Genomic DNA, 13699 nt, shown 5'->3' on the forward strand with positions numbered 1-13699 from the left:
GCCCCCTGCCCGTCGAGCGATGGGCGGGGGAGGGCTCGGCGGTCCGCATCGACGGCACCGGCCTCGCTGCCCGGACCCTCGACGAACTGCGGGTCCGCATCGACCGCCTGCACGAGCACGGCAACCGTCCGGGGCTCGGCACGATCCTGGTCGGGGAGAACCCGGGTTCCCTGTCCTACGTCGCGGGCAAGCACCGCGACTCGGCGCAGATCGGGCTCGACTCGCACCGCATCGACCTGCCGGCGACGGCGTCCGCCGCAGACATCCGAGCGGCGATCCTGCAGATGAACGACGACCCCCGGGTCACCGCGTTCATCGTGCAGCTGCCGCTGCCGGAGGGCATCGACCCGACGCCGATGCTCGAGCTGATGGACCCGTCGAAGGACGCCGACGGCCTGCACCCGACGAACCTCGGTGAGCTCGTACTCGCCGTGCCCGGTGGTGCCGGCACCATCGACGCGCCCCTGCCCTGCACCCCGCGGGGCATCGTCGCGATGCTCGAGGCGTACGGCATCCCGATCCGGGGCGCGCACGTCACGATCATCGGGCAGGGCCTGACGGTCGGCCGGCCGCTCGGTCTGCTGCTCACCCGCCTCGAGGCCACTGCCACCCTGACCCACTCCCTGACGGCGGACGTCGCCGCGGAGTGCCGTCGCGCCGACATCGTCATCGCGGCGGCCGGGGTCGCCGGGCTCGTCAAGCCGGACTGGGTGCAGCCCGGTGCGGCCGTGATCGACGTGGGCATCACCCGCGTGGTGAACGAGGAGACGGGGAAGGCCAAGCTGCACGGGGACGTCGACCCCGCCGTCGCGTCCGTCGCTGGGTTCATGTCGCCGGTGCCCGGCGGCGTCGGCCCGATGACCCGCGCGATGCTCATGAAGAACGTGGTCGAGGCTGCGGAGCGCCACCTGAAGTAGGTGCGCGGCGGTCGGTGCCGCTGGCGCGCGTCCGTTCGTGCCGCGGTCCGTGCCGCGAAAGCGACAGATTCCCGCGAACAGTTCGCTGGAATCTGTCGCTTTGGCGGGGTGGTCGCGTCCACGGGCGGCCGGGAGGCGCGGCTCGCCCCCGCCCCGCGCGTTCGGGGGACGGGTGCGGAGCCGCCCCCAGTGCTACGGTCACCGCATGGGGGAGAACGTCCAGACCGCGCCCGTGATGGCGGCCACCGGCAGGAAGCTGCGTCCGCGTGCGTGGGGACTCGTACTCGTCGGGACCGTCGCACTGGTGCTGTCCCCGAACCTGGTGCTCTGGAGCACGTCGACGGGCTACGGCGGGGTCGACGCCGACGACAACTGGATCGACAACGGCGGCAAGGTCCTCGAGACCGCGCCCATCACGGTGCAGGTCGAAGCGCACGTCGCACCGGCCGCACTCGCACTGTTGCTGCTCGTGGTCGTCGTCGGGATCGTCCTGCCGCCGACGCTCGAACGGTACGGGCACCGCACTCTCGGCGACATCGTGCGGTACTCGGCGTACCTGGCGGTCCCGGTGTGCATCGTCGTCGGCGTGCTGGTCTACACGGTGTGGCAGGGCCACGTCGTGATGGACCAGCTCCAGCACGAGGTGCTGCACCCGCACGGGTTCCCGTGGGGCGGCGTCACCGTCACCACGGGTCACATGACCCACTGACGTCCGAGTCTCGCGCTGGATTGCGCCGAAGTTTCGCGGTCAGCGACACCTCACGGGCCGTGCGCCGCGTGACGTGTCGGTGAGCGCGAAACTCCGCCGGTCAGGCTCAGTCGCGGCGGGCGCCCTGCGCGGCGTGCACCGTGAAGACGTTCGGCTCGCGGTACCCGGCTGCGGCGAAGGCGGTGGTCACGGCCTCGGTGATCGCACCACGGGCCTCCCGGTCGACCAGCGCGATCGCCGCACCACCGAACCCACCGCCGGTCATCCGTGCACCGACCGCACCGTGCTCGACGGCGGTCGCGACGGCCAGGTCGAGTTCCGGAACGGAGATCTCGAAGTCGTCGCGCATCGACTCGTGCGACGCGACGAGCAGCGAACCGATCGCCCGCGGGCCCTGTTCGCGCAGCGTGCGGACGGTGTCGAGGACGCGCTGGTCCTCGGTCACCACGTGGCGCACGCGGCGGAAGGTCTCGTCGTCGAGCAACTCCTGCGCACGGGGCAGGTCGTCGACGCTCAGGTCACGCAGGGCCTCGACACCGAGCACCTGCGCACCCTTCTCGCACGAGGCCCGACGAGCCGCGTACCCACCGGTGGCGTGGGCGTGCTCGACCCGGGTGTCGATGACCAGGACCTCGAGCCCGTTCGCCTCGAGCGCCAGGTCGACCACGGCGGTGTCGAGCGTGCGGCAGTCCAGGAACACGACGGCGTCCTGCTCGCCGAGCAGTGACGCGGACTGATCCATGATCCCCGTGGGGGCACCGACGGCGTGGTTCTCGGAGTACTGGCCGACGCGCGCCAGGGTCTTGCGGTCGAGGCCGAGCTCCCACAGGTCGTTGAAGGCGAGCGCGACGCCGCACTCGATCGCGGCGCTGGACGACAGGCCGGCCCCGACGGGGACGTCGGACTCGATGAAGACGTCGAACCCGGTCTTGTCGGACAGGTCCGCGCTGGCCTGCTCGCGGAGCGCCCAGGCGATGCCGAGGACGTACGCCGACCAGCCGGTCATGTTCGACGGGTCGAGGTCGTCGAGCGACAGTTCGAGCACCGTGTCGGCGTCGAACGCGGACGAGACGCGCAGCAGACGGTCCGGCCGCGGGGCGATCGACGCGGTGGTGCGCCGGTCGATCGCGAACGGCAGGACGTACCCGTCGTTGTAGTCGGTGTGCTCACCGATCAGGTTGACCCGGCCGGGGGCGGAGTACCGCACCGCCGGCTCGTACCCGTAGACCTGCTGGAACGTCATGCTCGCTCGATTCCCTGTCGGATGAACTCGGCTGCCTTCTCGGGCACGAGGTCCCCGATCCAGGCACCCATGGCGGCTTCACTGCCGGCCAGGAACTTCAACTTGTCCGCCGCCCGACGTGGCGACGTGATCTGCAGCATGAGCCGCACGGTGTCCCGCCCGACGTGCACCGGCGCCTGGTGCCACGCGGCGATGTACGGGGTCGGGTCGCCGTAGAGTTCGTCGATACCCCGCGTCAAGCGCAGGTGCATGTGGGCCAGTTCGTCCTTCTCGGCTTCGGTCAGACCGGCGAAGTCGGGGACGTGGCGGTGCGGCAGCATGTGGATCTCGATGGGCCAGCGTGCGGCGAACGGCACGAACGCCGTGAAGTGCTCGCCCTGCAGCACGACCCGGTCCGAGGCCCGCTCGTTCGCCAGGTGCTGTTCGAACAGGTCCGGTCCGAAGCGCTCGATGGAGTCGAGCAGGCGCAGTGTGCGGGGCGTGACGTACGGGTACGAGTAGATCTGCCCGTGCGGGTGGTGCAGCGTGACGCCGATCGCTTCGCCGCGGTTCTCGAACGGGAACACCTGCTGGATGCCGGGCATGGCGGAGAGCGCGGCGGTGCGGTCCGCCCAGGCCTCGACCACGGTGCGGGCACGCGACTCGGAGATCGACGCGAAGGACCCCTCGGTCGCGGGCGAGAAGCACACGACCTCGCACCGGCCGACGCTGCGGAGCTGCCGGTTCAGGCCGACGTCGGACAAGGACTGGAGCGAGGACGGAGCGTCATCGGCCTCGAGCAGCGGACCGAACGACGGTGACCGGTTCTCGAACACGGCGACGTCGTAGGTGCTCGGGATCTCGGACGGGTTCTGCGGTGTCTGCGGCGCGAGCGGGTCCTGGTCGGCCGGCGGCAGGAACGCACGGTTCTGCCGGCTCGCGGCGATGGAGACCCACTCGCCGGTCAGGACGTCCTGGCGCATCCGCGCGGTCTCGGGCCGAGGGTCGAGCGCACGCTCGTCGATGGCACGCTCAGCGGGCAGGGTGCTGTCCGCATCGTCGAAGTAGAACAGGTCGCGGCCGTCCGCGAGCTTCGTCACGCGCTTGGTGATCACCGGAACAGCCTAGCGCCGATCCGAAGCGTTGCGAAAGACTTCGGAAGCAAGCGAAACTAGAGCCGTGACCGACGACGACCTCTCCTTCCTGGCCGGATCGCTGCCCGCGCCGCTGCGGCAGGACCGCATCGTCTCCATCGTCGAGGGCGCGCCCGGCATGGTCCGGACCGCCGCGCTGGCCGCGTCGCTCGGCACGAGTGAGGTGACGGTCCGGCAGGACCTCGCGGTCCTCGACCAGGAGGCCCGGATCCGCCGGGTGCACGGCGGAGCGGTCCGCCTCGGGGCCGGGTCCACCGAGCGCCCCTTCGAGGAGACCGCCGTCGAGCACCAGGTGGCCAAGGCCGCCATCGGCCGCGCGGCCGCAGCGCTCGTGCGGTCCGGCGAGTGCGTCGTGCTCGACGTCGGCACCACCCCGGCAGCGGTCGCCGAGGCGCTCGTCGCCCGCACGGAGCTGTCCGACCTCACCGTCGTCACGAACTCGCTGACGACCGCGCTGGCCCTCGAGCGCGCCGTGCCGCGGTTCACGGTGATCGTCACGGGCGGCACCCTCCGACCGCTCCAGCACTCGCTCGTCGCACCGTTCAACAACACCCTGTTGCCGGTGATCGCCGCTGACGTCGTGTTCCTCGGTGGCACCGGTGTCGACGTCGCGCACGGTCTGACCAACGTCAACCTGCCCGAGACCGAGGCGAAGCGGGTGCTCGCGGCCACGGCTCGGCGTACCGTCGTCGTCGCGGACGGGTCGAAGTTCGGCCGGGCCCACATCGGGGTCGTCCGCGCGCTCGAGGACATCGACGTCGTCGTCACCGCCGAGGCCGAAGCCGACGCGGTCGCCACGATCCGGGCGGCCGGCGTCGAGGTCGTCGTCGCGGACGGCGAGGACACAGCCGGAAGGAACCACACCCCATGACCGCAGCACCCACCGGTGGCCAGTACCGCCTGCACCACGCCGGACCGGACGGCGTCGTCGAGGCCGTCGTGACCGAGGTCGCCGCCGGCATCCGAGAACTCCGCGTCGCCGGCTTCGACCTGACCGAGCCGTTCCCCGTCACCGAGCAGCCGCCCGGCGCCAACGGCATCGTGCTCGTACCGTGGCCGAACCGCGTCGCCGGCGGGGTCTGGGAACTCGACGGCAAGCGGCAGCAGCTGGACGTCTCGGAGCCGAAGTACGGCAACGCGTCGCACGGCCTGCTCCGCTTCGCGCCGTACCGTGTGGTGTCGCAGACCGAGACGGGGATCGTGCAGGAAGCCACGATCCACCCGCAGCACGGCTGGCCGTTCACGCTCGAGACCCGAGTGCACCACGAGCTCGTCGACGACGGCATCCGGGTGACGCACGAGATCACGAACCGTTCCGGGGCCCGCGCACCCTTCGCGGTGGGGGCGCACCCGTACCTGCGCGCCGGTGACACCCCGGCCGACGACCTCGTCGTCACGCTCGACGCCGCCACCGCCTTCACCGTCGACGAGCAGAAGGTGCCGAACGGGTCCGTGTCGGTGGAGGGCACTTCGTTCGACCTGCGACGGGGACTGCGTGCCGGTGACGCGGATCTCGACACCGCGTACTCCGACATCACCCCGGATGCCGACGGGGTCCGTCACACGACGCTGCACGGCCCCGAGGGCGACGGCGTGCAGCTCTGGCAGGACGCGTCGTTCCCGTACGTGCAGGTGTTCACCTCTCGGGAGTACCCCCGCGGCGACGGGAAGAGTCTGGCCGTGGCGGTCGAGCCGATGACCGCTCCGGCCAACGCCCTGAACTCCGGCGAGGGCCTGCGGTGGCTCGAGCCCGACGAGACCTGGACGGGCACCTGGGGCATCCGCCGCGTCTGGTCCTGATCGTCGTCGTGCACTGAGAAGGCCCCGCCGGATGTCCGGCGGGGCCTTCTGTGTTCGTGGCGGGGAGCTGCTGGTCAGCCGCGGCGCATGCGGAGTGCCTCGACCGCGAGTGATTCGCTGGCGTAGCGCCCGACCTCGTGCGCCCAGGCCGGGTCGTCCCCGCGCAGGGCGATGAAGTCCTTGCGCTGTCGGCACACGTAGCCGAGCACCGCGGTGGCCGTCGCGACCTCGATGAAGTCCTTGCGGATGTGCCGGGTCGTGACCTGCGCGTTGCGACGGAGCGTGTCGAGCAGGAGCTCGTTGCTCATCGTCGTGTTGGTCGCTGCGGCGAGCTCGACGATGCGGCGCGCGTCCCCGGTGCTGCTGGTCTGCGTGGCTTCGATGGGCTCGGTCACGGTGTACCCCGTTCGTTCGTGGTGGTGCGGTGCTGCAGGATCCGGTGATCGGATCCGGGAACGACACTATCGGCGGCAGCCCAACAGTCGGCTGTGCGCAGGCTGTTGTGGGCAGGGGATCTGCCATGAGCCAGCTGGGGACGACTTGTACCCCGAACCCGAACCCGAGGTCAGGCGCAGCGTTCGTCGTCGGAGGCAGCGAGCGCGTCGAGGGAGTCCGAGACCCGGTCCGCCAGGTACTGGTAGCCGGCGTCGTTGAGGTGTCCGCCGTCGATCGCCGCGTAGCCCGGGCTGTTCGCCGCGGTGAACCACTGCCCGGCGAGCGCGTCGATGTACGGCACGCCCGCTGCCGCTGCCCCCGCGGAGACCGAGGCGGCGACCCCGACCGTCGACTTCGCCCACGGCAACGGCGCTGACGGCCCGAGCGCGACGATGACGGCGTCCGGCCAGGTCTGTTCGGCGTCGCGGAGGGTCTTCTCGACGCGGGCCTGCAGGACCGACGCGTCGACGAGCCAGTCGTTCTGGCTGCCCTGCACGATGACGAGCTCGGGATCGACGGTCGCGGCGTGCCGTTCGAGGCGGGGGCCGAACGTGTAGTGCGAGGACCCGGTGCGGCCGGTGTCGACGTAGCCCGTCCCCGGGTAGCCGTCGATCGTGGCCTTCCAGTCCCGGTCGGCCGCGAGGTCCTGCGCCCACCCGTCGATGCCGCTGGTCGAACCGCGGCCGGAGGTGTACGAGTCGCCGACGATCAACACGTGCGAGCCGGGGGCGATCGCGTCGGAGACCTCGGCGGAGGAGACGCTCGACGACAACGTGACGGGCTGGCAGGCACTCGACACGGTCGGCAGGATGACGAGCAGCCCGCTCACGCCGAGAGCCATAGCTCCGAGCGCGATGCCGGGGAGGAGTCGTCGTGCCATCCGCCACATCTTAGACAACGGACGCACGGACCAGGCTGATGGTGGGCCCCGTGGGGCTCGAACCCACGACCCTCGGATGAAAAGCCGGCGTTCAGGAGAGTGTGGGCCCCGTGGGGCTCGAACCCACGACCCTCGGATTAAAAGTCCGGTGCTCTACCAACTGAGCTAGAGGCCCTCACCCGCAAGGCTAGCGGGTGAGGGCCTCTGGGAAGAACCTGGTGTCGATGGTCAGCCGCGACGCCCGGTGAGCGTCCGCAGCAGCCACAGGACGACGGCCACGATGAGCAGCACGATGCCGACCCACAGCAGGAACTTGAGGCTCGCGGTGAAGCCACCGACGAACAGCAGGATGACCGCGATGACGGCCAGGATGATGAGCAACGGGTTCATGGGGGAGTCCTCTCCTTCACGTTCGGGAGGAGCGCCTCCCGACGAGACACCGTACCCGCGGCGCTGCCGTTGCGTTCTGGGCGAACGGAGGGCGGGCGTGTCACCGGCCGTGCCTACACTGACGCGGTGCCTCGCGATCACCACCGTCCTGTCCACTTCACCGATGCCGAGTTCGCTGCGATCCAGGGCGGCGAGGACCCCGCCGTCGTGAACCGTGTCGCGCACGAGACCGCGAACGCGCTGCTGCACCGGGTGCGTCAGGACCCGGACCCGGCGGTGGTGGAGCGGCTCGTCACCTACACGGACGTGCACGGCATCGACGCGATCGCCGAACTCTGGGCGCGGGTGGGTGCGCACACCCTGCCGGGCGCCCTGTGGCGGGTGTACCTCGTCCGCACGGTGATCCGGCAGAACCCGGAGGAGATCGCGTACTTCTTCCAGCGCGGCACCGAGCTCATCGGCACGATCGACCAGGCCGTCGCGGGGGCGGAGCAGCCGACCGGTCCTGCCGAGATCCTCACCCTGGCGGACCGCATCCTGCACGGGCTGTACACGGGCGACTTCGCCGTGGCGCTCGACCGTGGGGCGGCGTTCTGCCGGCTGACCGCGGCCGGTGCGACTGCGGTGGCGGACGAGTCCGACCTGACCTCGACCGGCCGCGCGAGCGAGCTGACGCGGCGGGCGCTCCGTCTCACGGAGCTGGCGGCCGACCTGACCGAGGCGGCGGCGCTCTGGCGTCGCGAGAGCCTGGACTAGCGAGCGAACGCGCCGGACCCGCACCGGGCCTCCCGGCTGGCTGCGCATGGTGAGCAGAAGATGTCGGGTCGCAACGATGCAAGCGACCATTTCTGCTCACGAAGCGAGACGGGACGAAGCAAGACGAGACGGAACGCCGCAGGGCAGAGAAAAACCGGGCCGCAGAAGCGCCTCTCGGCGCGAGGCCGCTCGAAGCGGCGAATTTTGGAGCCCGGGGCTTGCTGCGGCCCGGCGAGACCAACTCTACGACGCGTCGGCTGAGTCCGCTGGCCTGTTCACTCTCGGTGGACAGATCCGGACCCGGGCGTGCCCGGCAGACTGCCCGGACGCGGCGTCCCGACAACTTCTCGGCATCCGATCCAATCCACCACGGGCACCGCGCCGAATCATCAGCGTGACGGACTTGATGACCGTCACGAACGCGAGAGGCCCGGCGTGACCCGGACCGGTATCCGCCGGTCAATTCCCTGTGGGTCACGCTGGCCTCTCGTCTCGACCGCACGACGCGGCGGCTTCGTCCTACCCGGGGCGGGACCGCAGCACAGCACCAACCGCAGCACAGCACCACCAGCACCACCGCATCACGCAGCACCCCTGACAGAACGGCCACAACCGGTCGCCGACGCACCCGAGAGGAGCGAAACCTGCAATGCTTGCCCTCGTGGATAGCGACACCGAACGCTGGAGCTCGTCAGAGCCAGCCCAGGCATCGCCGGACGACCTCTTGGCGCGGGTTGCCTCCGGTGACCAAGCCGCCTTCGCGGACCTCTACGACGTCCTCTCCGGCCGGGTCCTCGGACTCGTGACGCGGCTCCTCCGGGACCGTGCCCAGTCCGAAGAGGTCACGCAAGAGGTGTTCCTCGAAGTCTGGCAACAGGCCACCCGGTTCGACCGGAAGCGCGGGACCGCCTCCAGCTGGGTCCTGACCATGGCGCACCGCCGAGCGGTGGACCGGGTCCGGGCATCGCAGGCCTCGCACGACCGGGACACGAAGATCGGTATCCGCGACCTCGAGTCCGGTTTCGACCAGGTCTCCGAGTCGGTCGAGATCCGCATCGAACACGAACGTGTCGGCAGGGCCCTGGCCAAGCTGACCGAGTTCCAGCGGCAGGCCGTGCAGCTCGCGTACTACGGAGGCTTCTCGCACAGCGAGATGGCCGAACAACTCGGTGTCCCCATCGGCACCGTCAAGACCCGTCTCCGTGACGGGATGATCCGACTCCGAGACGAGATGGGGGTGACCTCATGACCGAACGACACGACGACCCCGCCCTGCTGACGGGTTCCTACGCACTCGACGCGCTGTCCGACGATGAGCGCATGCTCCTCGACGACGTCCTCACGACGTCGCCCGAACTCCAGGCCGAGGCCGACTCGCTGCGCGAGACTGCGCTGCAGCTGGCCTTCGCCGCCGCTCCGATCGAGCCGCCGACGTCGCTCCGCGCGTCGCTGCTGGCCCAGATCGCGACGACCCCGCAGGCTGCACCACTGGCCGAGACGGCTCCTGCCGTCGACACGACCTCCGTCCAGGAGGCCCGTCCCGAGCCCGCCAGGCACGTCGCCTCGATCGCCGATGGCTCCACCACCGGTGGCCGGGCGACCTCCGAGGCCCGCCGCCGCTGGTTCCAGCGTCCGGCAGCCATGCTCACCAGTGCTGCTGCGGTCGCCGTGGTCTTCCTCGGTGTCGGCCTGGGGGTCGGCGTCGCGAACGGTCCGGCCGACGGACCGGGCACCGGCACCACGCAGGCATCGAGCGGCCTCGACCGCATCTACGCCGCGTCGGACTTCCAGCGCAGCACCACCAAGGTCGAGGGCGGCGGCACGGCCACGGTCGTGTGGTCGGGCGACCTCGGCAAGTCCGCGGTCATCCTCGACGGTGTCGCCCAGGCACCGAAGGGCAAGACGTACGAGCTCTGGTACATCGGCTCCGAGAACGAGGGCGGCACGATCAAGTCGGCTGGCTTGGTCGACGGTGTCGCCGACGGCGTGCACTCGGCCGTGCTGAAGGGCTCGATGTCCGACGGTGCGACGATCGGCATGACGGTCGAGCCGGCCGGTGGTTCGGAGCAGCCGACCACGACGCCGATCATGGCGGTCCCGACCACCTCGGCCTGACCCTCCCGGAAGGTGCTCACGCGATCGATGCGTGGGCACCTTTCGTCGTTCCACGAGGCGATCGACGCGTGGATTGTCGGAACATGCGCACGCACCGTGTGCGTGCGCATCGAGCGACGAACCACGAGACGATCGACGCGTGGATCGTCGGAACATGAGCACGCACGCACCCCGCACGGCCCCCGCGCCCAGCGCAACCACGAAGGCCCGGTGCGCGTCCGTGGCGGACGTGCACCGGGCCTCCCGGTCGTCCGTCAGCACGACGGACTGACAGCGATCAACCGAAGCGACCCGAGACGTAGTCCTCGGTGGCCTGGACGGACGGGTTCGAGAACATCGTGGCGGTGTCGTCGAACTCGATGAGCTTGCCCGGCGCACCGGTGCCGGCGATGTTGAAGAACGCCGTCTTGTCGCTGACGCGCGACGCCTGCTGCATGTTGTGCGTGACGATGACGATCGTGAACTCCTTCTTGAGCTCGCCGATCAGGTCCTCGATGGCCAGGGTGGAGATCGGGTCGAGCGCCGAGCAGGGCTCGTCCATCAGCAGCACGTCGGGCTGCACCGCGATGGCACGGGCGATGCAGAGACGCTGCTGCTGCCCACCGGACAGGCCCATGCCGGGCTTGTCGAGGCGGTCCTTGACCTCGTTCCACAGGTTCGCACCCTGCAGGGAGCGCTCGACGATGTCGTCGGCCTCGGACTTCGAGACGCGCTTGTTGTTGAGCTTCACGCCCGCGAGCACGTTGTCCTTGATGGACATCGTCGGGAACGGGTTCGGACGCTGGAAGACCATGCCGACCTGGCGACGCACGAGCACCGGGTCGACCCCGGGGCCGTACAGGTCGTCGCCGTCGATCTTGACCGAGCCCTCGACCCATGCGCCGGGGATGACCTCGTGCATGCGGTTCAGGGTGCGGAGGAAGGTGGACTTGCCGCAGCCGGACGGGCCGATGAAGGCGGTGACGGTGCGGGGCTCGATGGTGATGTCGACACCCTCGACCGCCTTGAACTTCGAGTAGTAGACGTTGAGGCCGTCGACCTCGATGCGCTTGGACACGTTGATCCTTCTGGTGGGTGGGGAATTGGGTTCGCTAGCGCGAGAGCTTGGGGGCGAAGAGTCGGGTGACGAACCGGGCGAGCAGGTTGAGCGCCATCACGATGAGGATGAGCACCAGCGCGGCGGTCCAGGCACGGTCGACGAACGGCTGCGGGTTGGCGCCCTGCTGCGAGTACTGCGTGTACGCGTACACCGGCAGGGTCATCATCGGGTCCTTGAACAGGTCGTAGTTCATGCTCGCGGTGAAGCCGGCGGTGACGAGCAGCGGAGCCGTCTCGCCGATGACGCGGGCGATGGAGAGCATGACGCCGGTGGTGATGCCGGCGAGCGACGTGGGCAGGACGACCTTGAGGATCGTGAGGTACTTCGGCACCCCGAGGGCGTAGGACGCTTCGCGGAGCTCCATCGGCACGATCTTCAGCACCTCTTCGGTGGAGCGCACGACGATCGGGATCATCAGCACCGACAGGGCGACGGAGCCGACCAAGCCGAAGCGGGCACCAGGGCCGAGGAACAGCGCGAACAGCGAGTACGCGAACAGACCGGCGACGATCGAGGGGATGCCCGTCATGACGTCGACGAAGAACGTGATGCCCTTCGCCAGTGCACCGCGGCCGTACTCGACCAGGTAGATCGAGGTGAGCAGCCCGATCGGCACCGAGATGAGCGCCGCGAACAGGGTGATCTCGAGCGTGCCGACCAACGCGTGGATCGCGCCGCCGCCCTCGGAGATCACGCCGCGCATCGAGTACGAGAAGAAGTTCGCGTCGAAGCGGGCCAGGCCGTCGGCGATCACGGTCCAGAGCAGCGACACCAGCGGCAGGACCGCGATGACGAAGGCGGTGATGACGAGCGACGTGACCAGTCGGTTGACGGCCTGACGACCGCCCTCGACGATGCGCGAGACGACCACGATCAGGACGTCGAACAGGACGGTGCCGAGGAACAGGGCGGCGACGACGTTGAAGTCCTTGACCGCACCGCCGGCGTTGAGCAGGGCGAACACGGCCACCAGGGCGACCCAGCTGCCGACCAGCAGCAGCCACGGCACCGAGCGGTGCAGCTTGCCGTTGGCGTAGACGTTGCCGGCGGTGCCGGTCTGACGGAGCGCGAGGGACATCGGGTGCGACCTCTCAGCTGACCCGCGTGCGGACGATGTACCGCGCGAGCATGTTGATGACCAGGGTGATGACGAACAGGATCAGGCCCGTCGCGATCAGGGCGTTCAGGGCGGTCCCCGATGCCTCGGCGAACTGCAGCGCGATGTTCGCGGCGATCGTCGAGGGGTTCTGCGAGGTCAGCATCTGGAAGGTGACGTTCGTCGAGACCGACAGCACCAGGGCGATCGCCATCGTCTCGCCCAGGGCACGTCCGAGCCCGAGCATGATCGCGGAGACGATGCCGGACTTCGCGAACGGCAGCACGGACAGGCGGATCATCTCCCAGCGCGTCGCACCGAGGGCCAGGGCGGCTTCCTCGTTGAGCGTGGGCGCCTGCAGGAAGATCTCGCGCATGACGGCCGTCATGATCGGGATCGCCATCACGGCGAGGACGATCGACGCGGTCAGGATGGTGCGGCCGGTGCCGGACACCTGGCCGGAGAAGAGCGGGAACCAGCCGAGGTACTCGTTCAGGAAGCCGTAGAACGGCTTCACGAACGGCGCCAGCACCACGATGCCCCAGAGGCCGTAGACGACCGACGGGACCGCGGCGAGCAGGTCGATGACGTAGCCGAGCACCGGCGCGAGGCGTCGCGGTGCGTAGTGCGAGATGAACAGGGCGATCCCGAGTGCGAGCGGGACCGCGATCACGAGCGCGATGAGCGCGGACCAGACGGTGCCGAAGACCAGGGGGCCGACGTAGTCCCAGAAGTTCGTGGCGTTGTTCGGCAGGTCGCCGACCTTGGCGGCGAACGCCGGGATGCTCTGCCAGACGAGGAACGCCGCGACGAGCACGAGCACGAAGAGGATGAGGCCGCCGGCGATCACCGAGGCAGCGGAGAACACCCGGTCACCGACGCGGACGACGGCCTTCGGCTTGGTCGGGGTGACGGTGGCCCCTGGCTGGGCCGGTGCGGTCGTCATGGGACTCCTGTCGGAGGAACGCCGGGGGAGGCGACGGGTTCGGGTGGTGGAGCGTGGAGCGTGGAACGGGGTGCTGGTCGGACGGGCGCTGGCGGTGGAGCCGGGCTGCTCGCGTCGCGACGAGCAAGGGCCCGGACGCCGGTCAGGTGGGTGGGACCGGCGTCCGGGCGCTTGAGGGTC

Annotated in this window: 15 protein-coding genes and 1 tRNA gene; 7 read left to right on the plus strand and 9 right to left on the minus strand. The window is 69.9% G+C overall.

The genetic code is table 11. The annotated features are described in order from the left end of the window. Positions 1-5 precede the first annotated feature (5 nt). Positions 6-917 (plus strand): tetrahydrofolate dehydrogenase/cyclohydrolase catalytic domain-containing protein, encoded by a 912-nt coding sequence (locus tag EDF53_RS09070; protein ID WP_123293417.1) that lies wholly within the window; start codon positions 6-8, stop codon positions 915-917. Between the two features lie 205 nt (positions 918-1122). Next, on the plus strand, positions 1123-1626 hold the full coding sequence (locus EDF53_RS09075; protein ID WP_123293265.1) for a hypothetical protein: 504 nt from the start codon (positions 1123-1125) through the stop codon (positions 1624-1626). Between the two features lie 106 nt (positions 1627-1732). Here EDF53_RS09075 and galK read toward each other — a convergent pair whose 3' ends face one another. After that, entirely contained in the window at positions 1733-2869 is a 1137-nt protein-coding gene (gene galK, locus EDF53_RS09080; protein ID WP_123293266.1) for a galactokinase, read from the minus strand. After that, positions 2866-3963: a galactose-1-phosphate uridylyltransferase gene (gene galT / locus EDF53_RS09085; protein ID WP_123293267.1), complete on the minus strand. Its 1098-nt coding sequence runs from the start codon at positions 3961-3963 to the stop codon at positions 2866-2868. The genes galK and galT overlap by 4 nt, the downstream gene beginning before the upstream one ends. Positions 3964-4027: 64 nt before the next feature. On the opposite strand from galT, the gene EDF53_RS09090 reads away from it, so the two are divergent. Both EDF53_RS09090 and EDF53_RS09095 read left to right on the plus strand, forming a co-directional pair. Then, positions 4028-4873, plus strand: a complete 846-nt coding sequence (locus tag EDF53_RS09090) for a DeoR/GlpR family DNA-binding transcription regulator (protein WP_173168871.1) — start codon at positions 4028-4030, stop codon at positions 4871-4873. Continuing rightward, a complete protein-coding gene (locus EDF53_RS09095; RefSeq protein WP_123293268.1) occupies positions 4870-5802 on the plus strand; it encodes an aldose 1-epimerase family protein in 933 nt (310 codons plus the stop codon). The genes EDF53_RS09090 and EDF53_RS09095 overlap by 4 nt, the downstream gene beginning before the upstream one ends. Positions 5803-5876: 74 nt before the next feature. On the opposite strand, the gene EDF53_RS09100 is transcribed toward EDF53_RS09095, so the two are convergent. The 4 genes from EDF53_RS09100 to EDF53_RS18960 all read right to left on the minus strand — a co-directional run bounded on the left by EDF53_RS09100 (position 5877) and on the right by EDF53_RS18960 (position 7507). Next, positions 5877-6197, minus strand: coding sequence for a hypothetical protein (locus EDF53_RS09100; protein WP_123293269.1), 321 nt, complete (start codon positions 6195-6197; stop codon positions 5877-5879). A gap of 170 nt (positions 6198-6367) precedes the next feature. Next, a complete protein-coding gene (locus EDF53_RS09105) occupies positions 6368-7117 on the minus strand; it encodes an SGNH/GDSL hydrolase family protein (protein WP_185020991.1) in 750 nt (249 codons plus the stop codon). A 102-nt stretch (positions 7118-7219) separates the two neighbouring features. Beyond that, a tRNA-Lys gene (locus EDF53_RS09110) sits at positions 7220-7292 on the minus strand. Between the two features lie 53 nt (positions 7293-7345). Beyond that, complete coding sequence (locus tag EDF53_RS18960; protein WP_146249745.1) at positions 7346-7507, minus strand: DUF2207 domain-containing protein; 162 nt, start codon at positions 7505-7507, stop codon at positions 7346-7348. 126 nt (positions 7508-7633) lie between these two features. Between EDF53_RS18960 and EDF53_RS09115 the strand changes: the two genes are divergently transcribed. From EDF53_RS09115 to EDF53_RS09125, 3 genes are all read left to right on the plus strand, one after another. Continuing rightward, the gene (locus EDF53_RS09115) at positions 7634-8263 is read left to right on the plus strand and encodes a DNA-directed RNA polymerase subunit beta (protein WP_123293271.1); all 630 of its coding nucleotides are present in this window, start codon (positions 7634-7636) and stop codon (positions 8261-8263) included. Between the two features lie 649 nt (positions 8264-8912). Next, on the plus strand, positions 8913-9512 hold the full coding sequence (gene sigK / locus EDF53_RS09120) for an ECF RNA polymerase sigma factor SigK (protein WP_123293272.1): 600 nt from the start codon (positions 8913-8915) through the stop codon (positions 9510-9512). Continuing rightward, positions 9509-10378: an anti-sigma factor domain-containing protein gene (locus EDF53_RS09125; RefSeq protein ID WP_123293273.1), complete on the plus strand. Its 870-nt coding sequence runs from the start codon at positions 9509-9511 to the stop codon at positions 10376-10378. The genes sigK and EDF53_RS09125 overlap by 4 nt, the downstream gene beginning before the upstream one ends. Before the next feature lie 277 nt (positions 10379-10655). Here EDF53_RS09125 and pstB read toward each other — a convergent pair whose 3' ends face one another. Genes pstB through pstC form a run of 3 tightly spaced genes read right to left on the minus strand, consistent with a single transcriptional unit; the run spans position 10656 to position 13519 of the window. Further along, positions 10656-11435 carry a phosphate ABC transporter ATP-binding protein PstB gene (gene pstB, locus EDF53_RS09130; RefSeq protein ID WP_123293274.1) on the minus strand — a complete coding sequence of 260 codons (780 nt, stop codon included), beginning with the start codon at positions 11433-11435 and terminating at the stop codon, positions 10656-10658. A gap of 34 nt (positions 11436-11469) precedes the next feature. Continuing rightward, positions 11470-12555: a phosphate ABC transporter permease PstA gene (pstA, locus tag EDF53_RS09135; RefSeq protein ID WP_111085282.1), complete on the minus strand. Its 1086-nt coding sequence runs from the start codon at positions 12553-12555 to the stop codon at positions 11470-11472. Positions 12556-12568: 13 nt separating this feature from the next. Beyond that, positions 12569-13519, minus strand: coding sequence for a phosphate ABC transporter permease subunit PstC (gene pstC / locus EDF53_RS09140; protein ID WP_111085280.1), 951 nt, complete (start codon positions 13517-13519; stop codon positions 12569-12571). Positions 13520-13699 lie beyond the last annotated feature (180 nt).

Origin of the sequence: Curtobacterium sp. PhB78 (assembly GCF_003751685.1) — a bacterium.
In the GTDB taxonomy this organism is placed as follows: domain Bacteria; phylum Actinomycetota; class Actinomycetes; order Actinomycetales; family Microbacteriaceae; genus Curtobacterium.

Excerpts from the sequence above, each read along its gene's own strand:
- sigK (WP_123293272.1), top strand. The coding sequence starts at position 8,913 with ATGCTTGCCCTCGTGGATAGCGACACCGAACGCTGGAGCTCGTCAGAG.
- EDF53_RS09125 (WP_123293273.1), top strand. The coding sequence starts at position 9,509 with ATGACCGAACGACACGACGACCCCGCCCTGCTGACGGGTTCCTACGCA.
- EDF53_RS09095 (WP_123293268.1), top strand. The coding sequence starts at position 4,870 with ATGACCGCAGCACCCACCGGTGGCCAGTACCGCCTGCACCACGCCGGA.
- galK (WP_123293266.1), bottom strand. The coding sequence starts at position 2,869 with ATGACGTTCCAGCAGGTCTACGGGTACGAGCCGGCGGTGCGGTACTCC.
- pstA (WP_111085282.1), bottom strand. The coding sequence starts at position 12,555 with ATGTCCCTCGCGCTCCGTCAGACCGGCACCGCCGGCAACGTCTACGCC.
- EDF53_RS18960 (WP_146249745.1), bottom strand. The coding sequence starts at position 7,507 with ATGAACCCGTTGCTCATCATCCTGGCCGTCATCGCGGTCATCCTGCTG.
- pstC (WP_111085280.1), bottom strand. The coding sequence starts at position 13,519 with ATGACGACCGCACCGGCCCAGCCAGGGGCCACCGTCACCCCGACCAAG.
- EDF53_RS09075 (WP_123293265.1), top strand. The coding sequence starts at position 1,123 with ATGGGGGAGAACGTCCAGACCGCGCCCGTGATGGCGGCCACCGGCAGG.
- EDF53_RS09105 (WP_185020991.1), bottom strand. The coding sequence starts at position 7,117 with ATGGCACGACGACTCCTCCCCGGCATCGCGCTCGGAGCTATGGCTCTC.